The following is a 24,933-nucleotide window of genomic DNA, read 5'->3' as shown; positions in this document are numbered from 1 at the left end:
AGATATACTTTCTCGGTCTAATTTGCAATCTTTTCAGGTACTAAACGCAGTTCATACGACTCTCCATATTCCCCATCTAGCCGGGTTTCATGGAAAGTACCATTTGCCCAATCATCCACTTGATTGTGGAACCACTTTGATTTCACGTGCCCACTCTGTCCAGGGCCCACTATATGATAGGCACTCGATAAGTCACTGAGGTCTGCTACAAATCGCCATGACGCCCCATGTGTGACTTCACCTTGTTCATTGAATGCTGCTGCTTGTACTGTAATTCCAGATCCACCAATCGGAACAGGTGTCGGGTTCAAGAAGCGTGCAAGTAGTGGCGATGCGCCTGCAAGAGGATGATCAAAAGTCAGCAAATGTTCTTCTCCCCACTGCCACTCAGACCAGTCCTCCCCATGCTTTTCTTCCATCTCCGCCATCATTTCTACGAAACTCGCCTCTACCCATGCTTCAAAACCGCCAAATTCCTCGACCCATACACTTGTCTCTCCATCCGCATAAAGCTTTAGCAGTTGATCGGTGATATTCGCTTTTCCTGGCATCATATCGTAAATATCTTCTGGAACTTGTTCTTCAAATAACACGTTGGGAAGTTTTTTCATCCATTTATTAAAGACGAGTGGAAATGGAGATTCTTTGTCATCGACAAGGTTCCAACTTTCCATCTTACTTAAAAGCTCTGTATATGTGCTACCTGCTTCTGTTGTAGAAAGTCCAGTCAACAGTTGCTCTAAAAATCTACGCGCTTGCAAGTTCTCTTGATCCATCTGCAGGTCCATCATATCCTGAACAGTCAACTCATCACTTGCCTCCAACACCTCTGCGATCCGCTCGTAACGGTAGGATTGCGCCCAGAAGTCCGTGATGTGATAGGGATAGCTATCGTCTACCACTTGATTGTTGGCTGTTGCGATAAAGCCCTCGTCAGGGTTCACTGAAGTCGGTAGTTCGTCATATGGAACATACCCATCCCACCCGTAATCAGAAGAGTCTCCTGGAACCGGAAGTTGCCCGTCCCCTTGTTTGCGAAGAGGTAGTCGTCCATTTGCTTTATAGGCGATGGTTCCGTCTTTTGCAGCGAAAACAAAGTTCTGTGCTGGCGCATGGAATTGTTCAAGCGCCGATTCGAATTGTTCCCAGTTAGAAGATTTGTTCATTTCCAAGATGGCTTGTAGCTCCTGCGTGGGTTCAAGTGCGGTCCACTGCATGGAAAACACAGCTTCTGGATTCGTTTCGTCATACAAGATGTCAGAAATCACAGGCCCATGCCGGGTCACTACGACTTCATAAGGCACGGACTCTTCATCCTTCACTGCGATTTCATACGACCGAACTTCCGCATCTTCCCACTCGCCGTCGTACGAGAATTGATACGGGTTCTCTGGGTTCGGAATCTCGATATACAAGTCTTGAACGTCTGGACCTACATTCGTTACTCCCCAAGCGACGTCTTCGTTATGTCCTAGAATGATTCCTGGAATCCCTGCAAAGATGACGCCACTGACATTTTGTTCAGGCGACTGGAGGTGCATCTGATACCAGATAGACGGTGTACTCAAGCCGAGATGTGGGTCATCGGCTAAAAGTGGTTCACCCGTTACTGTCTTGTCTCCAGAAACGACCCAGTTGTTACTCCCGTTAAATGGGTGAGGCATCACTTCAAGCGGAAAGTTCGCCCCTACTTGGACAGACGTCTCTTTATTTGCTTCTAATATTGCTGGGTCACCTTCAGGATACGTAATGAAGAGCTCCCGCGCTTTATCCTCTTCTAAGTTTTGTAGTGCCCAGTGGCGAATAGCCAGTGTCGACCAGTTGCCACCAAGATCATACGCCATGTATTTTCCAATCGTCAGGGAATCTACAGGAGTCCATTCTTTTGGCTCATAGCCGAGAAGTGAAAACTCATAACTCAGTTTGCCTTCTTCTTTCGCGTGTGCAATAAAGTCATTCACACCTTCTGCATACCACGCGAGCACTTGCTTTGCTTCATCACTGTAGCCTTCATACGATTTTTCTGCTGCGTCCCGAAGACTAAATGTCAAAAAGAATTGATCGGTGGATAAAGCAGCACTCCCCACTACTTCTGATAATTGGCCGCTCGCTTGGCGACGCGCTAAATCCATTTGGAACAGACGATCTTGAGCCTGCACAAACCCTTGTGCACGATACAAGTCCGCATCACTTTCAGCTTCAATATGAGGCACGCCTTGTTCATCTCGGATCACGATAACTTCTTGTTCAATACTACTTAAGCCCATCTGTCCCTCGATTTGCGGCTTAGAGTCCGCGATAAACCAATTGAGGCCAAGTAAAGCTATAACTACAATAGCCAGAAGAATTCCAGCAATCGTCAGTGTGATTTTTAGTCCTTTTTTCATGTCCCTTCCCCCTCGTATTGCTACTAATTCGGCAAACTTTGATAAAATCCTTCATAACCCAAAAAAGTTTGGGCATTGTGTGGGTATAAAAAAACACTTTCTCTAAAAAGAGAAAGTGCCCACTAATTCATTCTAATTTTATTCTTCACCGACTATCTTCACTTCCAACTCAAGATCCACGCCAAACTTTTCTTTGACAGTCTTTTGTACAAGCTGAATAGTTTGGATATAGTCAGTTGCTGTTGCATTATTTTTATTGACGATGAATCCGGCATGTTTTGTAGAAACTTCCGCTCCCCCGTACCCTTTTCCTTGCAAATCGCTATCTTGGATCAGTTTCCCAGCGAAATATCCTGGAGGACGTTTGAACACACTTCCTGCAGAAGGATATTCAAGTGGTTGCTTGGATGTACGCTGGAAAGTCAGGTCTTCAATCTTGCTGTCAATCTCTTTTTGCTCACCATGCGTCAGTTCAAATTCAGCTGACAATACGAAATAGCCTTTTTTCGATATGACGCTCGTGCGGTAGCCAAGATCTAAATCTTCTTTCTTTAAAATCAACAGTTCCCCTTCTGGCGTAACAACAGTACACTGCTTGATGATATCTTGAATCTCACCACCATAAGCCCCTGCATTCATTACCATAGCGCCGCCTACAGTTCCTGGAATCCCACATGCGAACTCCAAACCTGTCAGACCCTCAGCTGCAGCTTGTTTAGAGACATGAATAATAGGTGCTCCACTTTCAGCATAGACGTGTGTATTCGTAATTGTGATTTCTTGAAGTTTCGTCAACTGTAAGACGATTCCTCGAACTCCGCCATCACGCACGACCATGTTCGAACCGTTTCCTAAAAGCAATAAAGGAATTTTATACTGAGCCGCGTAATTGATGACGACAATTGCTTGCGCTTGAGACTCAGGCGAAACGAATACATCTGCTGGTCCTCCCATGCGCGTTATCGTGTGCAGTGAGAGAGGTTCATCTAATTTAACTGTATGTGCAGGCAAAACTGCCGAAAGCTCTTCAAACCATTTCTGTTTAGACAAAAAAGCCAAATCCTTTCTTTCTTAAACGTTTGTCTTCTTAGTATGCGAGGGAATCCTCTTTTACACAAGAACCATTCGTTACGTCCATTGTTGTGACCATTGCTCTATTCCTTCGATTACCGGACGCAATGCTTGTCCTTTTTCCGTCAAGGAATATTCCACTCGTACTGGAACTTCTGAGTAAATTTTACGTGTAACTAGACCTTCATATTCTAATTCTTTTAATCGCTCAGACAAAAGTCTTCCGCTGATCGGCATAGAGGACTCGATTTCATTGAATCGTTTACATCCTTCTAATAACTGATAAATAATTAATGCAGTCCATCGTTTTCCTAACAGATCCATTGCGCTAGAAAGGCGTGGACAAAGCGCCGATTTTTTCATATTTTTCACTCCTAATTTATTTAGTATAGTAAAAAAATCTAAAAAACTCAAAAAATCACGATGATATCTCTTGACGTCTACTTAGTATTATTTTATAGTAAGTTACATAAAGTAACCAGTAATTTATTTTTTTAATCATATATCTTGATTTCGAAATAAATTATCCGTATACTTTTAGATAATTCGAAAAACAAAGGAGAGATTTTTTCATGACAAACTTTAACCTCGACACAGCTCACTCTAGCATTGGATTCTCAGTGAAACACATGATGGTTTCAAAAGTACGCGGGAACTTCAATGAATTCTCTGCAAATCTAGAGGGAAATGAACAAGATCTTACTGGTGCAACAATCGACTTTACAATCGATGTAGCCTCTATTAATACAAATAACACAGATCGTGACAATCACTTACGTTCAGCTGATTTCTTCGATGTTGAAAACTACCCATCTATTACGTTCAAAGCGACAGACATTCAGTCTAAAGGCGATGATGAGTACAAAGTGACAGGCGATCTTACGATTAAAGATGTAACGAAACCAGTTACGTTTGATGTGGAGTACGAAGGAAAAGGAACGAACCCATGGGGTCAAGAAGTGGTTGCGTTCTCAGCAAGCTCAAAAATCAACCGTAAAGACTTCGGCTTAACTTGGAACCAAACTCTTGAAACTGGTGGAGTTCTTGTAGGCGAAGATATCAAGATTGACATCGAATTAGAGTTAAACCCGGCTTAAGTTTTAGATGTGGAGCCGACTGTTCAGAAATTGTGTGAGATGACAGCGTGGACCGTGAAGCGCTTTTTGCTTCATGGGCCGCGATGGCATCTTGCGGGATTTCTAGGAGGCGCAACTCGATTTCGTTTTAGATGTGGAGAACGCCATTCTAGGGAAGATACTTTCCTAGGGTGGCGTTTTTATATGAGCGTTTGGCAATTGTGTCGGGCGATTCGATGTCTATTGTAAGAGATTCGCTAATTGTGACGAGAGTTTCACCACTTCTTTTCTCACTTTTGGCAATTGCTGATATTATGGAAACTAATTCGCATCAATCAAATGAAACTTTCCTGCCACCAAGACGTAAAAGAAAAGAAACGGACAAAGGTGGTATGTTAAATGTGGTGGATTGTAGCGATTGTGGCGATTGGTGTTGGGGCTGGCTTAATTGACAGTTGGATGAAAAACAAACGAAAATTAGAAGAGTTGAAACTCGGGCATTTGAAAGAAGAATTGGAACTTGAGAAGTTACGCAATGAAAACTTTATTTTAGAAACAGAAAAACTGCGTCTTGAGCTTGAACATAAGCGAGAAGCTCTGACCTATACAAAAGACCCAATTCTGAAAGAACTAGAAAAGGAGAAGGCTTAGGCCCTCTCCTTTTTTTAATATAATTTCCCTTGCTTATACAGGACTTCAGATAACCTTCCGACTGCATGAATGAATGCATTCTGACGCAGCGCATATGGGTCCGCGTAATATTGAGGAAGTATTGTTTCCATCGTCTCGCCCATTTTTTCATACAATCTTTTGAATACTTCTTCCTCCGTGTAAAATTGTGTTTCACGGCCTTGAAGCCACTCTAAGTATGAGACAATAACTCCTCCAGCGTTAGCTAGAATATCTGGGATAATGATAACACCATTTTTGGCAAGCTGCTCATCTGCTTCTTGTGTCACTGGAGCATTCGCACCTTCTACAATAATTTTAGCTTTGATGTCGCTCCAGTTGTCTTGATGAATCTGGTCTTCAAGCGCTGCTAAAATCAATACGTCCATTTCCATAGTTAAAATGGCTTCACGCGATTCAATCGTTGCTTCTACATTAATCTCTTTTAATTGGTCCTCAGAAACCGGTAAGTCTCCTTTATTCTTCATCGTGAATTCAACAAGCGCTGGAATGTTTAAACCATCGCGATTCACGAGTGTGACGTTTCGGTCGGAAACCGCAATGACTTTGTTCTGAAGTTTTTGATCACGATAGGCTTCTAATGCGGTCACAGAACCCACATTTCCAAATCCTTGAACTGCAACACTTAACGGGCGTCCAAAATGATCAAGCGTTGTTTTAGCAAAGCGATTTTCAGACTTCTCTAAATTCGTACGGTTCTTCTCCACATAATCATGAAGAAGGTAGCGCATCGTGAAATAGACCCCTTTGCCTGTCGCTTCTCTTCGGCCTAGGGAACCTCCGTTAATGACACTCTTTCCAGTAAAACTGCCCAAATAAGGCTGTCCATGATTGATTTTCTTATACTCTGCCATCATCCAGTCCATTTCACGCTCTCCAGAACCTACGTCCGGGGCCGGAATATCTTTGTCCGGACCGATAATGTCGTTAAAGTTCCGAACATATTTGACGCACAATGTATGGAGTTCCTTTTCAGAAAGTGACCGTGGATCGATTATGATTCCACCTTTTCCCCCACCGTAGGGAACGTTATGTAGGGCGTTCTTTAGCGTCATTAAAAATGAAAGGTTTTCTACTTCGTGTTCGTTTACCGATTCATGAAAACGAATTCCACCTTTATACGGCCCTAATGCATTGTTGTGTTGAATACGAAATGCTGGAATTCGCACGATTTCTCCGTTTGCTAGCGGCATACGAATATACGCTTTATGGATCTGATTCGGTGTCGAAAGAATGGCTTCCATAGATTTGAAGGCTTTATCACGACTTTCGCCTTGGCACACAGGAAGGAATTCCTTACGCTCAAGTAGTGCTTTTAATGTTTCTTTTACAATCGGATGGGAGACTTCACTCATCCGAATCACCTCCTAAAATTAATTATCTTACTAAAAAAAGTATACCCCTCCGTTTGTAGGATAAAACGGAAGGGTAAGAACTAGTTATTTTGTTTCCGGTGCATCCTCTTCCCAACACTCTGTATTGGTTAAACCACCGATATTTTTCGCATAGAATTGTGGATCCACTCCACGCTTTCGTTGCCCGATGTAATCTTCAAGTACTTGCCCTGCTAATTTTCCTAATAAGATAATGACCACGATATTAATAACTGCCATCATCCCCATAAATAGATCTGCCATATTCCAGACGAGCTGGACTTTTGCAAGAGCACCGAACATGACCATAGCTAGTACTAGTACACGATACCCTTGCAGCCATCCGCGATGAGCATTGATTAATTCAATGTTTGTTTCCCCGTAGTAATAGTTCCCCATGATTGAACTGAAGGCGAAGAAGATAATCGCAATCGCAACGAAATACGGAGCCCAACTCCCCACGTGATCTGCCAATGAATTTTGCGTCAAAATGATTCCGTCGTCTGTAGCTGTTTTATAGAAGTCTGATAATAAAATGATAAAGGCTGTAGCTGTACAGATGATGATGGTATCAAAGAATACCCCTAAGCTTTGCACGAGTCCTTGCTTCGCTGGGTGAGATACGTTCGCTGTTGCTGCTGCATTTGGAACAGACCCCATACCTGCCTCATTCGAGAACAAGCCTCGTCGAACACCCTGCATGATGGCTGCACCAACACCGCCTCCTACCGCTTCTTGTAGACCAAATGCATGACTAAAGATGAGTGCGAAAAATGCAGGAATTTCAGATAGATTCGTGACTACCACAAATAGTGCAATTGCAATATACAACAGGGCCATCACTGGAACGATGACTTGTGTAACTTTGACGATGCGATGAACTCCACCGAAAATAATTATGGCTGTTAAAACCACTAATGTTAAGCCAATCGCCCATGTTGGTACGTTAAACACATCACTTACAGACACTGCGATTGTGTTGGACTGCACCGAGTTAAAAATAAAACCAAAGCTCAGAGTCAATAGAACACTAAAGATTACTGCAAGCTTTCGCTGTCCTAACGCTTTTTCCATGTAGTACGCTGGGCCGCCACGAAACTCATCCCCGTCACGCACTTTGTATACTTGCGCAAGTGTACTTTCCACGAATGCAGTGGCCATCCCGATAATTGCGATGAGCCACATCCAAAATACTGCACCAGGGCCACCGATACCGATTGCGAGGGCAACCCCGGTAATGTTCCCTGTCCCCACGCGTGATGCGGTACTGATTGTAAAAGCTTGGAATGCTGACACACCTGTATCTGTTTCTTTCTTTTCCGTGATGACACGGAACATTTCGCCGAACATGTGGAACTGAACAAATTTAGTACGGATAGAAAAATAAAGACCGGCACCAATCAAAAGGGCAATTAATATGTACGTCCATAAATAATTATTTGCCCAGTCCACAAAAGAATTTAACCATTCCATAAGCTTCCCTCCTCACATATCTAAATTTCCTTATCTATATACCCCGAAAGTCTCAGATGGCAAACAAAAAAACCTGTGAAATCACAGGTTTTTGGCTTATACGTCACATACGTCTCCATCACATGTAGCACCTTGTCCACCAATGGTTTGAAGAGTGGGTTTTATCCCTTCTTCTTCAGCGACTTTTTGTAGCGCCTCTTTGAAAACTTCGATAGGTTGTGCACCAGAGATTGCGTATTTATTGTTGAGAACAAAAAAGGGTACTCCACGGACTCCAATTTGAGATGCTTCCGTTTGATCAATTTGAACTTCCGGGAAGAACTTGTTGCTCTCTAAAACTTCTAAAGCGCCTTCACGGTCAAGTCCAGTGGCTACTGCTAAGTCTGCCAGAACGTCTACATCATTGATGTTTTTTGCTTCAATGAAATAGGCGTTCAGCAATTCTTCACCCAGTTCATTTCCTTTGCCTTGCGTATCTGCCCATTTTACGAGACGATGCGCACGTGCTGTGTTGGCAGGCTTTGCATCTTCCATGTTGTAATGCAGATTTTCAGTCTTCGCTTGCTCAACAACATTTGCAGACATCGCTTTTGCCTGCTCAATGGATGTCCCATATTTGCGGGCAAGTGATTCATAGACGGATTCTGTCACCACTTCCGGCGTACTCGCATCCAACTGATAACTTTTCAGTTGAATCGTTGCTTGCTGTGCAAATCCTGTTTCTTGTAATGCGCGTTCCATACGTCGTTTTCCAATATAACAAAAAGGACAAACGTAGTCTGACCAGATTGCGATTTCCATACAATCACCTCTCTGTCAGCATAGTTTGTCCTCATGAAAAAATCAACGAATTGAGCTTAGTTTGAAAGTGCTTCTGTCAAAGCAGGAACCACTTGTTTTTTACGTGAAACGACGCCTTTTAAAACTGCTGTATGGTTTGTAAATACAACATTGAATGCGTCTTCTGCTTTGTTTGCCATTTTGCCTAGAGCTAGTGCCACTGAATCGTTGTTCAAGATATCAGTTACAACGAAGAAATAAAGATCCAATTCCTTTTCAGAGATGCGTTCATGAATCGCTGCTTCAATCTCTGATTGACGACCCAATACGTCTTGTGGATCCACAACATTGACTTGCGCGATTTCAACTTTGTAATCGCCCATGCCGAACTCTTTCGCATCTAGCGTCAACAAATCCTCGATTGTTTTCGATGATACATCTGCTCCAGCCTTCAACATATCTAATCCGTACTCTTCCGCACTCACACCCGCCAACTGCTCGAGCTCACGCGCTGCTTTTACATCTTGCTCTGTGCATGTTGGAGATTTGAATAGTAAAGAATCCGAGATGATAGCAGAAAGCATAAGACCTGCGATTTCCTTCGGCACTTCCACTCCATGCTCTTTGAAAAGCTTCAACAGAATCGTCGCTGTACATCCTACTGGCTCTGCACGATAGTAAACCGGATCTGCTGTTTCAAAATTTGCGATGCGGTGGTGGTCGATTACTTCTAAAATGTGTGCCTCTTCGATTCCATCTGCGCTCTGCTGGAATTCGTTGTGGTCAACTAAGATAACTGGTTGACCTTTTTCAACGGATGTTACAAGGCGTGGTGCTTCTACTCCAAAGAAACCTAAAGCGTATGCAGTCTCCCCTGCAACGTCTCCTAAACGGACTGCTTCAGCACTGTGACCGATTTGATTTTTCAAGTATGCGTAGACGATAGCTGACGTGATTGTATCAGTATCGGGATTTTTATGACCAAATACAAATGTGTTCGACATGAAAAATGCCTCCTTCAAATTTTGTGCTTCTTCAGTTTAGCATATTTTTTCCCAAATCGACATGTGGGATATGCAGCGTTTCCTTTGAAATTTCATGGTATACTGTTACTTATTTTGAAGTGTGAAATCAAGGGGGATACCATGGCACGGACAACTGAAGCAAAGTACCTACCACTGCATGACTTTTTTAAAAAGACTGACCAAAAGACTGTGAAATTGACATTCGATCAAATGGAAGCAATTCTCGGTCAACCCCTCCCCAATGCTGCCTACTTGAGCAGGAGTTGGTGGAAGAAAACGAAGCCGCCAGCGCAACATTTTCTTGCCTGGACAGGGAATGGCTATGGGGTCAGTGAAATTGAGTTGAATCAATATGTTGTATTCCAAAATTCTATACATGAACATGATACTTCAAAAGAACGTGAAAAGCAGGACATCTTAATTGTTCGTGAAGCAGAGACGGAAGATGCGCGCGCGTTTATTCAATTGCAGGAAACTATTTACTCCGAGACAGACTTCATGCTATACGGGAAGTCGGAGCAGAAACAATCGGTCCAGGGAATACGCAAACGCCTAGAGGAGTGGAAAGAATCCCGCAACTCCAATCTATTTCTTGCCATTATGAACGGGGAATATGCCGGTTACCTTGTTGTAATCGGAGGCCCTTCTCCTCGCGCGTCCCATCGCGCTTCTATTGTGATTGGGGTAAAACAGCAATTCTCTAATAAAGGCATTGCCTCTACCTTGATGTACCACGGAGAGAACTGGGCAAAAGGCGTCGGGATCGAAAAGCTCGAGCTGACAGTGATCAAAGAAAATGTCATTGCACAAAAACTTTACAACAAACTCGGGTTTGAACTTGAAGGAACACGTAAAAATGCACTACGCATTCACGGGCATTATGTAGATGAGTTTTACATGGGGAAAATGATTGATTGACACGCAAAAATCATACGTCTTTAACAAAGACAAGGGAGTTTCTCGTATAAATGAGAGACCCCCTTTTTTTATTTTCGCTAGGTGTGTAGGGGAAGCGTTCCGCGGGCGCGGGCTGAGCCAAGGTCTCAGCTTCCGCTTTTAATCCCGCTGGAGTCACCCCTACCCACTCATCATGTCTGTTACATCATTGATTCAAACCCAATCATATTTTGGCGTTTTTGGTGCTCTGTATTTCGAGACAAATGGATTATCGGTCTCCCAAAAGCGGTACGGATAGTGAACAGCTTCCCCGCTATTGTCGATTCCGATACGGGGACCGGTAGAAATTCCACTTACTTCTTTTCCTTCCGCAATATAGAGAGGAGGTTCATACCAGAGCTCTCCGTAATGCGCCATCGTAATACCGAGTGCTTTCGTCAACTTCCCAGGCCCATTCGTCCACTGCTTTTTAGGAAGTTGATTTCGGTTCGCCTGCATTACCGTTTGTCCTTCTACTGGTTCAACAGCGCGAATCAAAATTGCATGCGGCTCATCGACGTCTTCTGCCACCACATTGATCAGAGTATGCGTATGCATCTGATATGTGTAGATGTGTCCGGGCTCACGGAACATGACTTCTGTGCGCTTTGTCTTCCTGCCCCCAAAACTATGAGCAGCTTGATCGAGCGGTCCCATGTAGGCCTCTGTCTCGACGATGTAACCAGAAAGTCTTCCTTCCGGTGTATCATGTACAAGAAGCTTTCCAATCAGTGCCTTAGCGAGCTCTAGTGTCGGTAGTTCGTAAAACTCTTTCGGAACAATGCGCATTTACAAAATCAACCCAAGCTTTTTCGCTTCGAACCGTAATTCTTCACGGAAGTCCGGATGCGCAATCGCAATCAGTTGTTCAGCACGCTCTGATAATGGACGTCCAAACATCTCGGCAACACCATACTCTGTCACAATGTGGTCCACATCGTTTTTATTCGTTGTCACGACAGATCCCGGAGAGAGTGCTACTTTAATACGCGACATTTCTCCGTTCTTGATTGTTGAGGACATAGTGATAAATCCTTTACCGTTCTTCGAAAAACGTACGCCTCGCGCAAAATCTGCTTGACCCCCTGTAGAGGAATAGTAACGCCCTGCTACCGTTTCACTTGCGCACTGGCCAAATAAATCGACTTCTGTCGTCGCATTGATGGAAATCATATTCTCTTCTTTTCCGATTTCACGCGGATCATTTACCGTACTGACTGGTAAGAACTGTAACGCTGGGTTGCCGTTCAGGAAATCATACAAGCGTTGAGACCCGTGTGCAAATGTCGCTATCATCTTTCCTTGGTTCGTGAACTTCCGCGTTCCATCCACTGCACCAGCCTCAACTAGATCGATGATGCCGTCTACGAACATTTCTGTGTGAATCCCTAAGTGACGATGTGTCTTCAACTGACTGACGACCGCGTTCGGTATTCCGCCTATCCCAATTTGCAACGTATCGCCATCTTGAATACGCTCTGCTACGTATGATGCAATCTTCATGTCCATGTCAGACACTGGCGCAGGTTCGTCCGCAACTAACGGTTGATGATTGACGACGTACCCTTCTATTTGGCTGATATGAATTTGGTTCTGTCCAAACGTTCGTGGCATATGCTCATTTACTTCCACAATAAATGGCACTTTTCCAATGAACTCACTGACGATATCGGCTTGCGTCCCAAGCGAGAAGTAGCCGTACTCGTCCATTGGCGATACCACGGCCATGACCATCATAGTGCGGCTGACCTTACGAAGGATTTTCGTCACTTCGTGGAAGTTGTTCGGCATCAAATCAGCAGTCCCTTGGTGGAACTCTTTGCGATTCGCTCCACTTAAAAAGTAGCTGATATGCTTCAAGTGGTCTGCACTCTCATTTGCCATATACGAACGGTTCCGAAGCGGTAGCAATTGATGGATCCGAACTTCTGACAGACGGTCTTGATGCGCCTCCAGGTAATCTAGTAGTTTATTTGGTTCTCCATTTGTAAGTGGGAACACGATATCGGCTTGAGCAGGAATCAGTCCAATTACTTGTTCTGCTGTCAATTCTTTCGTCATAAATCCACGTCCTTCAGTGTAAGTGTATAGATTCAGTGTAAACGAAATGGGAGTGAAAAAAAAGAAGCCACCGCGAGTGCGATGGCTAGAGTGTATCTTGAAGCTCTTGTTGTTTCGTTTCTGTCCCAAGGAAAGCGACGGCAAGAACACCGACGACGATGGCTGCACAGAAAATCCCAAAGATAATGCCGATGCTGTAACTTGCTGCTACCATCGTTCCGACTAGGAGCGGACCAAGAATTCCGCCGATCCGGCCAACTCCAGCGGCCATACCAGCACCTGTTGCCCGAATGACAGTTGGGTATTGTTCCGGAGAATAAGCGTACAATGCTCCCCAAGCCCCTAGGTTAAAGAATGACAGAAGCATTCCTGAAATCATGAGCATCGTAAGTGTCTCTGCAGATCCAAATACTGCTGCACTTGCTGCAGCCCCGAGTAAATACGTGATCAATACAAATTTACGTCCCACACGTTCAATCAACCAAGCTGCCGAGAAGTAACCAGGTAACTGAGCGAGCGTCATGATGAGTACATATTCAAATGTCTTAATCAAGCTAAATCCTTTGATGACCATAACTGATGGCAACCATAAGAACATGCCGTAATAGGAAAAGACAACTGTGAACCATAAAATCCATAACATGAGGGTCCGTCTTCTATAAGTCGGTGTCCATAATTCTTTGATATTCTGAACGACTGTCCGTTTCACATTTTCTACTTTCTCGTAGCGTGGTGAGTCTGGTAGTTTTAAGCGCAAGTAAATGGCGTAAAATGCCGGTAATGCAGTGAGTGCGAGTGCCCAGCGCCATCCGTAGTCTGGAATCACGAAGTACGCAATCAATGCGGCAAGAATCCAGCCTACTGCCCAGAAGCTCTCAAGAAGCACGACTACTTTTCCGCGTTCTTCAGCAGGGACAGATTCAGATACTAAAGTCGAAGCTACAGGTAGCTCTCCACCTAACCCCATTCCTACAAAGAATCGTAAAATCATAAATATCGCAAGCCCTCCAGCTAAAGCGGAAGCTCCAGACGCAAGACTGAACATGAGAAGCGTAATCATGAATACATTTTTGCGACCGATCTTATCCGCAATCAAACCAAAGAATACTGCTCCAACCGCCATTCCAATCGAGTTGACACTGCCGATCCACCCCATCTGTTCTGGAGACAAACTCCATTCGATAGCAAGAGCCGCAATGATAAAGGACAAAATTCCGACGTCCATCGCATCAAACATCCACCCTAATCCAGCGATAGCGAGCAATTTATTTCGAGAAAGAGGCTTTTTTGTTGTTGATTTCATTTTCCTAACTCCTGTCTTTACACATGTCGCATTTGAGTATACGCCTAAATTGCGGGAAATACAACGAAAAAAATCAGGTTGAATTTCAAGTGATTGTGCTGTAAAATGTCCTTTATGAAAAGACATTTGTTTTTATCAAAAGAACAGAAAGGCGGAATGAGAAATGGCTTGGTCCGGATTATTGCAACAGTATAAAGAGTATTTACCTATTACAGAGGACACTCCACTTCTCACGCTACTTGAAGGAAACACACCTTTACTACATGCAGAGAACTTATCAAAAGAGCTTGGTATTGATCTTCATTTGAAGCTTGAAGGAGCAAACCCGACCGGCTCATTCAAAGACCGTGGCATGGTTATGGCTGTCGCAAAAGCCAAAGAACAAGGAAGTACAGCCGTCATCTGTGCATCTACGGGTAATACATCTGCTGCAGCTGCAGCTTATGCAGCACGCGCTGGTATGAAAGCAATCATCGTCATCCCTGAAGGTAAAGTGGCTGCTGGAAAGCTTGCACAGGCGTACATGTACGGTGCGGAAGTCATTCAAATTGAAGGAAATTTTGACCGTGCACTTGAGATGGTACGTGCCATCAGTGAGACATCTCCTGTAACGCTCGTGAACTCGGTAAACCCTTATCGCATCGAAGGACAAAAAACAGCGAGCTTTGAAATTGTCGATGCTCTAGGTAAAGCACCAGACGTCCTTGCCATTCCAGTCGGTAATGCCGGGAATATCACAGCGTACTGGAAAGGATTCTTGGAATATAACGAGCGCCATAACTCAGGTCTTCCCAAAATCTTTGGATTTGAAGCAGAAGGCGCCGCTGCCATTGTCAAAGGGTATCCAATCGAATTTCCAGAAACAGTGGCTACGGCCATTCGCATTGGAAATCCGGCTTCGTGGCAAACCGCTGTCGATGCACGCGACCAATCTGGCGGAGCCATCGAATCAGTAACTGATGATGAACTACTCGCTGCCTATCAGCTCCTTGCATCTAGAGAAGGCGTTTTTGGTGAACCCGCTTCGAGCGCTTCTGTTGCTGGTGTGATTCGAGCAGTTCAACAAGGACAAATTGCCCCAGGGACTACAGTCGTCGCTGTGTTGACTGGGAACGGTTTAAAAGATCCACAAACAGCGATGGACTGCAAAGTGATTCGTCCCCGTCAACTCGATTCGACAGCACCAGCTCTTCAACACTATCTGGAGAAGGTGTTATCCCCATGACAGTAGTGCTCAAAATCCCGGCAAGCACGGCGAATGTAGGACCGGGTTTTGATTCTGTTGGAGTTGCTTTACCTTTCTATTTAACTGTTGAAGCATCTCTTCATGAATCTTGGGAAATCCATCATGAAGGTCCTCACCTTCCAGCGGTCGAGGATGTGCAGACTCATCTAATTATGCAGACAGCAAAAGAACTTGCGCGACTTCACGGAAAAGTACTCCGACCACTTCGCCTGTATGTCACTAGTGAAATCCCTCTTGCACGAGGGCTTGGAAGTAGTGCAGCCGCTATAGTAGCTGCTTGCTTACTAGCCAATCACTTTGCCGAATTGGCATTGGAAAAGGACGCGCTTTTGGAGTTTGCTTCTTCGTGCGAAGGACATCCAGATAATGTCGCCGCAGCTCTTTACGGAGGGTGTATCGTGAGTTATCAATCTTCTGACCAAGTACTATATTCACGTTTTGAACTACCTTCTTTCCAGTGGCTAGTAGCGATTCCGCCTACAGAACTAAAAACAGAGAAAGCGCGACAAGTGTTACCAACAAGCTACACGCGTGAACAAGCCGTCGCTAGCAGTGCGGCTGCCAATATGTTAGTCGCTGGACTTGCAACAGGTAATGCGGAATTGGTTGGAAAAATGATGGGGAGCGATCAGTTCCATGAACCCTACCGTATGTCGCTGATTCCTTCTTCTCAGGAGTATAAATCCATTGTGAATGGCTTAGGCGCTTATGGAACCGCGATTAGTGGAGCAGGTCCGACTTTGATTTCAGTGATTCCTCCATCGTTCGATGTCACGTCTATTCAGAAGAAGTTTCCGCATTTCACACTTCATAAGGTATCCACTGCTTTGCGTGGTGCAGAGCTTGTGACACAAAAAATCAGCATGTTCTCCTGAGTAGCTCTTGAGAACATGCTGGTTTTTATTTTGTGCTATTGTTTTGTCTGTAGGTGCCGGGTGTTTAGTTTCCATAACATGACTCAGGGCACATAAATGAGTTTCGAGGGCACAGAAACACTCGCTCGAGTCACAAAAAGGCATAGTCAGGGCACTTAAAAGCAGTTTCAGGGTACAAACAAACCCATTAGAAAAAGGGCTGATCGCAATCAGCCCTTGCAGTGGAACTCAACGTCTTTATAAGGTTTCGACTTCGAATTGAATCGAGTTACGCCTCCTAGAAATCCCGCAAAAAGCCATCGCGGCCCATGAAGCAAAAAGCGCTTCAAGCTCCACGCTGTCTTCTCGCACAATTTCTGACCAGTCGGCTTCACATCTAAAACCTACACAGAAAACAACACCAAACTAGCCGCCATAACCATCATCCCCGCAACAACTCCGTAAATCGACGAATGTGTCTCATCAAACTCTTTCGCAGCAGGTAATAGCTGATCAAGTGAAATAAATACCATGATTCCCGCCACCCCAGCGAAGACAATTCCGAACATTAAGTCCGATAAAAATGGCATTAAAATCAAGAATGCGACGACCGCACCCACTGGCTCGGCAAGACCTGATAAAAATGACAGCTTGAACGCACGTCGGCGACTCCCTGTTGCATAATAAATCGGGACAGCTACAGCAATCCCTTCCGGTATATTGTGAATCGCGACCGCAATCGCAATTGCAATTCCGAGATTCGGGTCAGCAAGTGCCGACATAAATGTAGCAATACCCTCTGGGAAATTGTGAATCCCAATAGCCAGTGCAGTGAACATCCCCATTTTCATAAGGCGCGCATGTTCTGCTGCAGTTGGCCCATTATCCATCGCCTCAACAGATTTTACTTCGTGCGGGTTTCCTAATGAAGGTAGCAAACGGTCAATCAACCCGATAAATAGCATCCCACCGAAAAATCCGACAAGTGTCATCCAGTAACCATTTGTAGCCCCAAGCTCCGCCACTAGCGCGTCTTTTGCTTTGAAGAAAATTTCGACAAGTGCTACAAAAATCATAACGCCTGCTGAAAATCCTAATGCCATTGATAAAAACTTTTTGTTCGTTCGTGAAGTAAATAATGCGATTAAACTTCCTATCCCGGTTGCTAGACCGGCCAAAACTGTTAAACCAAGTGCAAAGAGAACATTCCCATCCATAAAAATCATCCTACTCTATCTAGTTTTTTCTAGTATATGCGAAATGTTTCCTTTGTGCAACTTTTTTTAACGCACGAAATTTAATCGCCACTATTTCTCAAATACTGATCAATATGATTCCATACACGTTCCAATTCCGGACGAATTTTTGGGTTGTAGAAAACAGCGGCAGGATGGTAGGTCGGCATGATTGTGTAACTCTCTTGTGTCCATTCAAACTCATTTGATTCTAATGAGTGTAAACGCCGCACTGGATGATGAATCAGTTGCCCTTTCCAGTCATTCACTTTATAGGAAGGTCCGAGTAATCGTTGTAAACCTACATTGCCTAGTGTAACGATAAGACGAGGGTCCAGCTGTAGGATTTCATAATCTAGAACAGGGGCATGTGCGAGAATCTCAAGCTTAGTAGGAGGACGATTGTACTTTTTTTGAATATGTTCACCAGTCGGCAGTTTCTTTTCTCTCCATTTATAAGGTCGGCTCCTTACGGGGCTCGTCATATAGACATCTTCTCTAGACAATCCAATTTGTTCAAGAGACTTATCAAGCTCTTTCCCCGCACGTCCCACAAACGGTTTCCCTTCGATTGCTTCGTATTCACCAGGAGCTTCTCCTATTAAGAGAAGTGTTGGCGATTCGGGTCCACCCCCTCTAACAAATCCTTCTACAGGGAAACCTTCTATACGCTTCTTCGCGAGTTCCACTAATGACTCTGGAATTTGAAAATGCATCTTAGTGCCTCCGTTTTTTGAATTGACGTTCTCTCCGTTCGTACCACCACATGACAACTGCAAACCAAAAATAACCGAATGCCCACCCCGCAACAACATCTGATCCAAAATGATGGATGTTCGCTACACGAGATAAACCTATAAGAATCGTAAGAAGGGTAGCTGCTGACCAAATGATTGTTTGTTTTTTGCGGTCATACATATATTCAGTCAGGAAGTACGCAATCGTAAATAAATAAATCAACCCAATCATTGAATGACCGGATGGAAAACTAAAAGACAAAAGTTGCCCTTCAAGCTCCGGTCGTTCTCGCTCTATCAAGGTTTTGAGCAGTCGATTCATCACGCTTCCACCACCAACAGCTAGAAGGACAAACATCATGCCTCGAAAATTTTGCTTGAAAAACCATAAATAGACCACCAGTACAATTGAAACGATCAATACGACGGGTGGGTCTGCAACGACACTAAAGATTCCGATAAGCCTATTTCCTTCAAAGTTCGTCTGAAAGAATTGATCTGTCCATAATTGGTCTTTTTCTATATAAAAGTAAAGCAAAACAAAGAATAGAATCAAGGCAGGTAGAGCGAGTATGTATTTCCATTGCTTCATTGTAAATCCCCCTTATTCTTTTCTATTATCATACCCTCTCATGTAGTCTCATTAAACGCAAAAGCCCCTATGCTCAGGCTGAGCATAGGGGACTTGATTAGTTTTGTTTATAATAGAGTCCGTGTTGACTTTCAAGTAAATAGTCTGGTTTCGGATTCCCTTCTTTTAGTTTGGCTTTATGGCCAGCAATATGTTCAGGGCTCTTCTCCCAATTTTTCCAAGCCTCTTCACTTTCCCATTTGATTAAAATCATGACTTCTTCATCGCCACGCCGAACCTTTTTGACTAATACATCTTTAGCTAGAAAACCTGGCATGTCCTCAATTTTCCCACGTTTCGTGAAACGCTCAACTACTTCTGAACTTGTGCCTTCTTTAACAGTCAATTGACGCACTTGATAGAACATTTTTACATCCCCTTCTTCATGTCAGCAATCATCGTACGCATAGACTCTAAGCCGCCGCCTGCCAAATACCAAGCCGATGGGTCTACATAGATGATGTTGCCATTTTGATACGCATTCGTTTTCTGTACAAGCTCATTTTCAAAGTCAGCATTGCCTGCATCTCCTGAAGCGATTGCTTGGCTACGATCTAAAACAAATAAGATGTCTGGGTTTGTTTCTGCGATATACTCATACGACACCCCTTGGCCATGTGTGGAAACTTCTAAATTTTCATCTGCCGCCTCGTACCCAAAGACGTCATGGACGATTCCAAAACGCGACCCAGGTCCATATGCGCTCACTTTTCCTTCATTAATTAAGACAAACAAAGCTTTTCCTTCCACCGCTTCTACTTCAGACACAATTGTATCAATTTCCGCTTTTACCGCTTCTAGTTCTGCTGCCATCTCTTGCTCTTTTCCGAACATCTCACCTAATAGAGTCATGTTCGTTTCAAATGAAGTCATGTATTCCGTCGTATCTAATCCCATATATACAGTTGGAGCAATTTCCGTGAATTCCGGATACAACTCTGCTTGACGCCCTGAAATAATGATTAGATCCGGTTGCATAGCATGAATCGTTTCAAAGTCTGGCTCTTTTAATGACCCCACATTCGTATACTCATCGCCAGCGTACTGTTCTAAATAAGGAGGAATGCCTGCTTGCGGAACTCCTGCAACTTTCACTCCAAGTGTATCTAGTGCATCTAAAACACCAAAGTCAAATACAACAACATTCTCAGGTTGTTTCTCTAAAATCGTTTCACCTAATTCATGTGTAATTGTCATGGGGAAGTTTCCTGTTTCTTCAGTTGTGGCAGACGTTTCTGTTGCCTCTGCTTCGTTTGCTCCATCTTCCGTTTCTCCACAAGCTGCTAAAACACTAAGTAAAAGTACTGCAAGTAATGCTAGTATCCATTTTTTCATGATTGTTCTCTCCTTTAGTTTGAATTGAAATACACACAGATCCGGCAGTTGTTCATTTGCTGAATCGGAATGTCCATATCATAAATCTCTTTTAACGCGGCAGATTCGATAATGTCCTCGGTTTTGCCTTCTCGAACCACTGCTCCTTCTTTCATTGCAACGATGTAATCTGAGTAGACAGAGGCGAAGTTAATATCATGCAATACGATTACGACCGTCTTGCCTAAATCATCTACCAATTGACGTAGTATTTTCATTATTTGAACCGAATGTTTCATATCTAAGTTGTTCAATGGCTCATCAAGTAAGACATATTCTGTATCTTGTGCGATGACCATGGCGATGAATGCACGTTGCCGTTGCCCACCTGAAAGTTCGTCTAAATAGTCTTGCTGCAAGTCTTCTAATCCCATGTAGGAAATTGCCTGATCAACAAATTGTTCATCCTCTTGCGTCAATCGACCTTTCGAGTAAGGAAATCGGCCGAATCCAACTAGTTCACGGACCGTCAATCTCACATTCATATAATTGGATTGCTTCAAGATTGAAACTTTCTTCGCAAAATCATTGGATTTCATTTTTCGCGCTGACGTTGCATCAACAACCACTTCCCCAGAATCGGCATCAATCAATTTACTCACCATCGAAAGTAGAGTGGATTTTCCCGCCCCATTTGGCCCAATGAAGGACGTGATTTTTCCTTTTTGAATGGTGGTCGATACTTCTTTGACCACATGTTTTTTGCCGTAAAATTTCGTCAGGCCTTTTACTTGGATCATTTCGATCGACTCTCCTTTAGAAGTAAATAAATAAAGTAAATACCACCAAGAAAGTTGATGATGACACTTAGCGTTGTAGAGAAGCCAAATACCCTTTCCACTATAAACTGACCGCCTATAAGTGCGACAAAACTCATCAAAATAGCAGACGTTATGATTACGTTATGTTTATACGACTTCATAAACTGATACGAGAGATTTGCTACAATCAGGCCAAAAAATGTGATTGGACCAACAAGGGCTGTTGAAATAGCGATCAACACGGCGGACACGATTAACATCTTGCGAACGATTTTATCGTACGGTACACCAAGGTTGACTGCCGTATCTCGCCCTAAACTCACGACATCGAGGTAATTGTGGGAACGTGCACTCCAAAGAATTAGAATGCCTGTTAGAATCAGTGCGACCCAGACGAGATCAGTTCCCACATTGTTAAAACTCGCAAACATACGGTCTTGGATGCGTAAAAATTCATTGGGGTCGATGAGCACTTGCATAAATGTAGAAATGCTCGAGAAAAATGTACCGATCACGATTCCGACTAAAAGTAAAAAGTAAATCGGTTGATTGCCTTTTTTGAATAAAACTTGATAGAGCAGTAACGCGAAAACAATCATTACAGCTGTCGACAAGAAAAAGTTTACTTGTTTGTTGACGAGTGCAATATGGGTGCTACCAAGCATGAAAATTAATACGGTCTGTAGCAACTGATAAAGCGAGTCCAAACCCATAATGCTTGGTGTCAAAATCTTGTTGTGGGTGATGGTCTGGAAAACGACTGTTGCGTAAGCAATTGATGCACCTGTAATAAGCATTGCTAGCACTTTGATTGCACGCCTTGGAAGCGCATACTCAAAGCTTCCGTTTAAATCGTAGAGTAGATAGAGTCCTATAAACAGAACACTCAAAGTAGCCATAACCAGTAGTTTCGTTTGATTACGCATATTTTCTCCCCCTCCATAGCAGATAGAGGAAGATACCGCTTCCTAGTACACCGACCATTAAACTGATCGAAATCTCATAGGGATAAATGATGACGCGTCCTAAAATATCTGCGAACAACAGAAAACTCGCACCTAGTAAAGCTGTAAGAGGTAAAGTCTTCCGCAAATGATCTCCGTTAAACAGGGAGACGATATTCGGAATAATAAGTCCTAAGAACGGAATCATCCCGACCGTTAAAACCACAGTTGCTGTAATCAGTGCAACAAGGACAAGTCCTAGGTTCACTACTCGTTTATAAGACAAGCCTAAGTTTTTGGAGAAGTCCTCCCCCATCCCGGCAACCGTGAACTTATTGGCATACAAATACGCGAGGATGAGGACAGGAATGCTTATGTATAAAAGTTCATATCTCCCTTTCATCATGAGAGAGAAATCTCCCTGAAGCCATGCCGACATATTTTGAATGACATCTGCCCGATAGGCAAAAAAAGTCGTGACAGACGATAGGATATTGCCGAACATCATCCCGATGAGTGGAATGAAAATCGCGTCTTTGAACTTGATTCGGTCGAGGATTTGCATAAATAAAAATGTACCTGCTAGCGCAAATAGAAATGCGACCAGCATTTTCTCAACCATTGAAGCGTTCGCAAACAACAGCATCGATACAAGAATTCCTAGGCGCGTAGCATCGAGCGTCCCTGCTGTGGTGGGTGATACAAATTTATTGCGACTCAACTGCTGCATAATCAATCCCGCAATACTCATCCCAGCACCTGCTAGTAAGATGGCAACGAGTCGCGGAACTCGACTGATCAAGAAGATTTGTGTCTCTTCGGATTGAATATCCAGTAAATCGACTGGGGTGATTCTACTCACGCCAATGAACAGCGAAAGAATCGCTAATCCAAAGGTCAGGAGTACCATGTAACGTAATTTCAACATGCGACTTCTCCATCTTCATTCTCATTTGCACCTTTTGATAATCATTATCAATGATACGTCACTAGTATAGCATTAAAGTAAATCAAGAAGTCAAGATAAAAATGAAAATCATTCTCATTTAATTTTTTATCGACATTTCAAGTTGTTTCGCTATACTAAATAGTAGACCTTGAAAGGAGACTCCCATGCTACGTAAATTTTTCAGTTATTACCGGCCCCATCGCCGTCTATTTATCATCGATTTTTCCAGTGCAATTATCGTGGCAATCCTTGAACTCGCTTTTCCTGTAGCGGTGCAGTATTTTATCGATGACCTGCTTCCAAGTGGCAATTGGGACGTAATTGTCCAGACTGGAATTCTGTTACTACTCGTCTATATGCTGAGTACATTTTTGCAATATATCGTAAACTATTTAGGCCATAAATTAGGGATCAACATCGAAACTGATATGCGCCGTGAGTTGTTCAATCATGTGCAAAAACAATCGTTTCGTTTCTTTGATAACACAAAGACGGGCCATATCATGAGTCGCATCACAAATGACCTGTTTGATATCGGGGAGCTTGCTCACCACGGCCCAGAAGACATTTTTATTGCAGTCATGACATTGATAGGAGCGTTCTTCTTGATGTTCAATATCAATCCAGAACTTGCTGTCATTGCAATCGTCATGGTTCCCTTCTTATCGATTGTTGCTACATACGGAAATATTCAGATGAACAAAGCATGGAAGCGCATGTACGGAAAAATCGCAGACGTGAATGCGCGCGTTGAAGACAGCGTCTCTGGTGTTCGTGTTGTCCAATCGTTTACAAATGAACAATTCGAGATGGACCGTTTTCAGCAAGACAACAACCAGTTCCGACTAGCAAAACTTCGTGCTTACAAAGTTATGGCCCAAACGCACTCAAGTATCTTCATGATGACACGCTTGGTTACTTTGGTTGTATTAGTTGTAGGTGCTTGGTTCACGCTATCGGACCAGATAACGTACGGGGAATTCGTCAGTTTTGTATTGTTTGTCAACGTTTTAATTAAGCCTGTAGATAAAATCACAGCGCTTCTTGAACTGTATCCAAAAGGGATGGCTGGATTTAAACGTTTCACTGAATTGATTGATCAAGATCCAGAAGTTCAAAACCTGCCGCACGCAAAACCCGCTCCTCTGTTAAAAGGGGATATCCAGTTCAACGATGTATCGTTCGGCTATGATTCTCATAAAAAAGTTTTAGAGTCCATCAACTTATCGATTCCTGCTGGACAAACCGTTGCTTTTGTAGGCCCATCAGGAGCTGGAAAAACGACGATTTGTTCCCTGATTCCACGTTTTTATGATGTGAATGAAGGAGAAATCTCAATTGACGGAATTCCAATTCAAGATATGACGACCGAATCGCTTCGCCATCAGATTGGCATTGTGCAACAAGATGTATTCTTGTTTACTGGAACAATCCGTGAAAACATTGCCTATGGAAATTTAGCTGCAAGTGATGAAGAGGTTATGGAAGCGGCGAAAAAAGCCCATTTGGAAGAGTTTGTTGCAGGTTTACCAGATGGTTATGAAACACAGATTGGTGAGCGAGGATTGAAGTTATCAGGTGGACAAAAACAACGTCTTGCGATTGCGCGGATGTTCTTGAAAAACCCACCAATTTTGATCTTGGATGAAGCGACTTCTGCACTTGATACAGCCACAGAGCAGATTATCCAAGCTGCTTTAACAGAGCTTGCAGAAAACCGGACGACGCTCATTATTGCACACCGTCTCGCAACAATTCGTGACGCTGATCGCGTTGTCGTCGTAACTGAGAATGGCATCGAGGAGCAAGGCACGTATGATGAGTTAGTCGCCCAAGGTGGCGTATTTGCGACGCTTCATAATAGTCAGTTCCGTGAAAGTAAGTTAGGGATTACGAAAGAATAGTCTACAAAAGCGTGCGATATAGCACAGCAAAAAGAGGCTGGGACAAAACTCGGCCGATAATATAAAAAATGGTCATCGCGATTGAGTGATGACCATTTTTTATGGGTAATTTCAAATATGCGG

24 protein-coding genes are annotated in these 24,933 nt (G+C 43.5%); 6 read left to right on the top strand and 18 right to left on the bottom strand.

Going from position 1 to position 24,933, the window contains the following annotated elements:
- Positions 1-17: 17 nt before the first annotated feature.
- The 3 genes from JOD03_RS09545 to JOD03_RS09535 form a co-directional block, all read right to left on the bottom strand.
- A complete protein-coding gene (locus tag JOD03_RS09545; RefSeq protein WP_204590612.1) occupies positions 18-2,387 on the bottom strand; it encodes a penicillin acylase family protein in 2,370 nt (789 codons plus the stop codon).
- A 138-nt stretch (positions 2,388-2,525) separates the two neighbouring features.
- On the bottom strand, positions 2,526-3,437 hold the full coding sequence (gene murB / locus JOD03_RS09540; protein WP_204590611.1) for a UDP-N-acetylmuramate dehydrogenase: 912 nt from the start codon (positions 3,435-3,437) through the stop codon (positions 2,526-2,528).
- Positions 3,438-3,515: 78 nt separating this feature from the next.
- Positions 3,516-3,821 (bottom strand): winged helix-turn-helix transcriptional regulator, encoded by a 306-nt coding sequence (locus tag JOD03_RS09535; RefSeq protein WP_204590610.1) that lies wholly within the window; start codon positions 3,819-3,821, stop codon positions 3,516-3,518.
- 209 nt (positions 3,822-4,030) lie between these two features.
- Between JOD03_RS09535 and JOD03_RS09530 the strand changes: the two genes are divergently transcribed.
- Positions 4,031-4,555, top strand: coding sequence for a YceI family protein (locus JOD03_RS09530; RefSeq protein ID WP_204590609.1), 525 nt, complete (start codon positions 4,031-4,033; stop codon positions 4,553-4,555).
- Positions 4,556-4,933: 378 nt separating this feature from the next.
- Positions 4,934-5,185: a hypothetical protein gene (locus JOD03_RS09525; protein WP_204590608.1), complete on the top strand. Its 252-nt coding sequence runs from the start codon at positions 4,934-4,936 to the stop codon at positions 5,183-5,185.
- A 14-nt stretch (positions 5,186-5,199) separates the two neighbouring features.
- Here JOD03_RS09525 and JOD03_RS09520 read toward each other — a convergent pair whose 3' ends face one another.
- The 4 genes from JOD03_RS09520 to JOD03_RS09505 all read right to left on the bottom strand — a co-directional run bounded on the left by JOD03_RS09520 (position 5,200) and on the right by JOD03_RS09505 (position 9,854).
- Positions 5,200-6,579: a Glu/Leu/Phe/Val family dehydrogenase gene (locus tag JOD03_RS09520; RefSeq protein ID WP_204590607.1), complete on the bottom strand. Its 1,380-nt coding sequence runs from the start codon at positions 6,577-6,579 to the stop codon at positions 5,200-5,202.
- A gap of 84 nt (positions 6,580-6,663) precedes the next feature.
- The gene (locus tag JOD03_RS09515; protein ID WP_204590606.1) at positions 6,664-8,070 is read right to left on the bottom strand and encodes an alanine/glycine:cation symporter family protein; all 1,407 of its coding nucleotides are present in this window, start codon (positions 8,068-8,070) and stop codon (positions 6,664-6,666) included.
- A gap of 96 nt (positions 8,071-8,166) precedes the next feature.
- Positions 8,167-8,871, bottom strand: coding sequence for a DsbA family oxidoreductase (locus JOD03_RS09510; RefSeq protein ID WP_204590605.1), 705 nt, complete (start codon positions 8,869-8,871; stop codon positions 8,167-8,169).
- Positions 8,872-8,927: 56 nt separating this feature from the next.
- Positions 8,928-9,854 carry a manganese-dependent inorganic pyrophosphatase gene (locus tag JOD03_RS09505; protein ID WP_204590604.1) on the bottom strand — a complete coding sequence of 309 codons (927 nt, stop codon included), beginning with the start codon at positions 9,852-9,854 and terminating at the stop codon, positions 8,928-8,930.
- Between the two features lie 141 nt (positions 9,855-9,995).
- Here JOD03_RS09505 and JOD03_RS09500 point away from each other — a divergent pair, with 141 nt between their 5' ends.
- Positions 9,996-10,793 (top strand): GNAT family N-acetyltransferase, encoded by a 798-nt coding sequence (locus JOD03_RS09500; protein ID WP_204590603.1) that lies wholly within the window; start codon positions 9,996-9,998, stop codon positions 10,791-10,793.
- A 192-nt stretch (positions 10,794-10,985) separates the two neighbouring features.
- On the opposite strand, the gene JOD03_RS09495 is transcribed toward JOD03_RS09500, so the two are convergent.
- The 3 genes from JOD03_RS09495 to JOD03_RS09485 form a co-directional block, all read right to left on the bottom strand.
- A complete protein-coding gene (locus JOD03_RS09495; protein WP_204590602.1) occupies positions 10,986-11,600 on the bottom strand; it encodes a DNA-3-methyladenine glycosylase in 615 nt (204 codons plus the stop codon).
- Positions 11,601-12,872 (bottom strand): acetyl-CoA hydrolase/transferase family protein, encoded by a 1,272-nt coding sequence (locus tag JOD03_RS09490; protein ID WP_204590601.1) that lies wholly within the window; start codon positions 12,870-12,872, stop codon positions 11,601-11,603.
- An 85-nt stretch (positions 12,873-12,957) separates the two neighbouring features.
- A complete protein-coding gene (locus JOD03_RS09485) occupies positions 12,958-14,175 on the bottom strand; it encodes an MFS transporter (protein ID WP_204590600.1) in 1,218 nt (405 codons plus the stop codon).
- A 163-nt stretch (positions 14,176-14,338) separates the two neighbouring features.
- On the opposite strand from JOD03_RS09485, the gene thrC reads away from it, so the two are divergent.
- Entirely contained in the window at positions 14,339-15,400 is a 1,062-nt protein-coding gene (gene thrC / locus JOD03_RS09480) for a threonine synthase (RefSeq protein WP_204590599.1), read from the top strand.
- A complete protein-coding gene (thrB, locus tag JOD03_RS09475) occupies positions 15,397-16,296 on the top strand; it encodes a homoserine kinase (RefSeq protein ID WP_204590598.1) in 900 nt (299 codons plus the stop codon). Before thrC ends, thrB begins: the two co-directional genes overlap by 4 nt.
- Before the next feature lie 383 nt (positions 16,297-16,679).
- Here thrB and zupT read toward each other — a convergent pair whose 3' ends face one another.
- From zupT to JOD03_RS09435, 8 genes are all read right to left on the bottom strand, one after another.
- The gene (gene zupT, locus JOD03_RS09470) at positions 16,680-17,492 is read right to left on the bottom strand and encodes a zinc transporter ZupT (protein WP_204590597.1); all 813 of its coding nucleotides are present in this window, start codon (positions 17,490-17,492) and stop codon (positions 16,680-16,682) included.
- A gap of 80 nt (positions 17,493-17,572) precedes the next feature.
- Entirely contained in the window at positions 17,573-18,226 is a 654-nt protein-coding gene (locus JOD03_RS09465) for a uracil-DNA glycosylase (protein ID WP_204590596.1), read from the bottom strand.
- A 1-nt stretch (position 18,227) separates the two neighbouring features.
- Positions 18,228-18,839: a phosphatase PAP2 family protein gene (locus tag JOD03_RS09460; RefSeq protein WP_204590595.1), complete on the bottom strand. Its 612-nt coding sequence runs from the start codon at positions 18,837-18,839 to the stop codon at positions 18,228-18,230.
- A 97-nt stretch (positions 18,840-18,936) separates the two neighbouring features.
- A complete protein-coding gene (locus JOD03_RS09455) occupies positions 18,937-19,245 on the bottom strand; it encodes an antibiotic biosynthesis monooxygenase family protein (protein ID WP_204590594.1) in 309 nt (102 codons plus the stop codon).
- A gap of 2 nt (positions 19,246-19,247) precedes the next feature.
- Complete coding sequence (locus JOD03_RS09450) at positions 19,248-20,213, bottom strand: siderophore ABC transporter substrate-binding protein (protein WP_204590593.1); 966 nt, start codon at positions 20,211-20,213, stop codon at positions 19,248-19,250.
- A 14-nt stretch (positions 20,214-20,227) separates the two neighbouring features.
- Entirely contained in the window at positions 20,228-20,992 is a 765-nt protein-coding gene (locus JOD03_RS09445; RefSeq protein ID WP_204590592.1) for an iron ABC transporter ATP-binding protein, read from the bottom strand.
- On the bottom strand, positions 20,989-21,939 hold the full coding sequence (locus JOD03_RS09440; RefSeq protein ID WP_204590591.1) for an iron chelate uptake ABC transporter family permease subunit: 951 nt from the start codon (positions 21,937-21,939) through the stop codon (positions 20,989-20,991). Before JOD03_RS09440 ends, JOD03_RS09445 begins: the two co-directional genes overlap by 4 nt.
- On the bottom strand, positions 21,932-22,885 hold the full coding sequence (locus JOD03_RS09435) for an ABC transporter permease (protein ID WP_420837249.1): 954 nt from the start codon (positions 22,883-22,885) through the stop codon (positions 21,932-21,934). The genes JOD03_RS09440 and JOD03_RS09435 overlap by 8 nt, the downstream gene beginning before the upstream one ends.
- 185 nt (positions 22,886-23,070) lie before the next feature.
- Here JOD03_RS09435 and JOD03_RS09430 point away from each other — a divergent pair, with 185 nt between their 5' ends.
- Positions 23,071-24,810, top strand: a complete 1,740-nt coding sequence (locus tag JOD03_RS09430) for an ABC transporter ATP-binding protein (protein WP_204590590.1) — start codon at positions 23,071-23,073, stop codon at positions 24,808-24,810.
- The last annotated feature ends 123 nt before the right edge of the window (positions 24,811-24,933 follow it).

The organism is Chryseomicrobium aureum, assembly GCF_016909155.1.
Classification (GTDB): domain Bacteria; phylum Bacillota; class Bacilli; order Bacillales_A; family Planococcaceae; genus Chryseomicrobium; species Chryseomicrobium aureum.
The sequence above is the reverse complement of the archived record's forward strand: the minus strand, read 5'-3'. Positions and strand labels throughout refer to the sequence as shown.

Excerpts from the sequence above, each read along its gene's own strand:
- JOD03_RS09485 (WP_204590600.1), bottom strand. The coding sequence starts at position 14,175 with ATGAAATCAACAACAAAAAAGCCTCTTTCTCGAAATAAATTGCTCGCT.
- JOD03_RS09490 (WP_204590601.1), bottom strand. The coding sequence starts at position 12,872 with ATGACGAAAGAATTGACAGCAGAACAAGTAATTGGACTGATTCCTGCT.
- JOD03_RS09505 (WP_204590604.1), bottom strand. The coding sequence starts at position 9,854 with ATGTCGAACACATTTGTATTTGGTCATAAAAATCCCGATACTGATACA.
- thrB (WP_204590598.1), top strand. The coding sequence starts at position 15,397 with ATGACAGTAGTGCTCAAAATCCCGGCAAGCACGGCGAATGTAGGACCG.
- JOD03_RS09440 (WP_204590591.1), bottom strand. The coding sequence starts at position 21,939 with ATGCGTAATCAAACGAAACTACTGGTTATGGCTACTTTGAGTGTTCTG.
- thrC (WP_204590599.1), top strand. The coding sequence starts at position 14,339 with ATGGCTTGGTCCGGATTATTGCAACAGTATAAAGAGTATTTACCTATT.
- JOD03_RS09520 (WP_204590607.1), bottom strand. The coding sequence starts at position 6,579 with ATGAGTGAAGTCTCCCATCCGATTGTAAAAGAAACATTAAAAGCACTA.
- JOD03_RS09535 (WP_204590610.1), bottom strand. The coding sequence starts at position 3,821 with ATGAAAAAATCGGCGCTTTGTCCACGCCTTTCTAGCGCAATGGATCTG.
- JOD03_RS09430 (WP_204590590.1), top strand. The coding sequence starts at position 23,071 with ATGCTACGTAAATTTTTCAGTTATTACCGGCCCCATCGCCGTCTATTT.
- JOD03_RS09545 (WP_204590612.1), bottom strand. The coding sequence starts at position 2,387 with ATGAAAAAAGGACTAAAAATCACACTGACGATTGCTGGAATTCTTCTG.
- JOD03_RS09460 (WP_204590595.1), bottom strand. The coding sequence starts at position 18,839 with ATGAAGCAATGGAAATACATACTCGCTCTACCTGCCTTGATTCTATTC.
- JOD03_RS09530 (WP_204590609.1), top strand. The coding sequence starts at position 4,031 with ATGACAAACTTTAACCTCGACACAGCTCACTCTAGCATTGGATTCTCA.
- JOD03_RS09525 (WP_204590608.1), top strand. The coding sequence starts at position 4,934 with ATGTGGTGGATTGTAGCGATTGTGGCGATTGGTGTTGGGGCTGGCTTA.
- JOD03_RS09515 (WP_204590606.1), bottom strand. The coding sequence starts at position 8,070 with ATGGAATGGTTAAATTCTTTTGTGGACTGGGCAAATAATTATTTATGG.
- JOD03_RS09455 (WP_204590594.1), bottom strand. The coding sequence starts at position 19,245 with ATGTTCTATCAAGTGCGTCAATTGACTGTTAAAGAAGGCACAAGTTCA.
- JOD03_RS09500 (WP_204590603.1), top strand. The coding sequence starts at position 9,996 with ATGGCACGGACAACTGAAGCAAAGTACCTACCACTGCATGACTTTTTT.
- JOD03_RS09465 (WP_204590596.1), bottom strand. The coding sequence starts at position 18,226 with ATGCATTTTCAAATTCCAGAGTCATTAGTGGAACTCGCGAAGAAGCGT.
- JOD03_RS09435 (WP_420837249.1), bottom strand. The coding sequence starts at position 22,885 with ATGTTGAAATTACGTTACATGGTACTCCTGACCTTTGGATTAGCGATT.
- zupT (WP_204590597.1), bottom strand. The coding sequence starts at position 17,492 with ATGGATGGGAATGTTCTCTTTGCACTTGGTTTAACAGTTTTGGCCGGT.
- JOD03_RS09495 (WP_204590602.1), bottom strand. The coding sequence starts at position 11,600 with ATGCGCATTGTTCCGAAAGAGTTTTACGAACTACCGACACTAGAGCTC.
- JOD03_RS09450 (WP_204590593.1), bottom strand. The coding sequence starts at position 20,213 with ATGAAAAAATGGATACTAGCATTACTTGCAGTACTTTTACTTAGTGTT.
- JOD03_RS09510 (WP_204590605.1), bottom strand. The coding sequence starts at position 8,871 with ATGGAAATCGCAATCTGGTCAGACTACGTTTGTCCTTTTTGTTATATT.
- JOD03_RS09445 (WP_204590592.1), bottom strand. The coding sequence starts at position 20,992 with ATGATCCAAGTAAAAGGCCTGACGAAATTTTACGGCAAAAAACATGTG.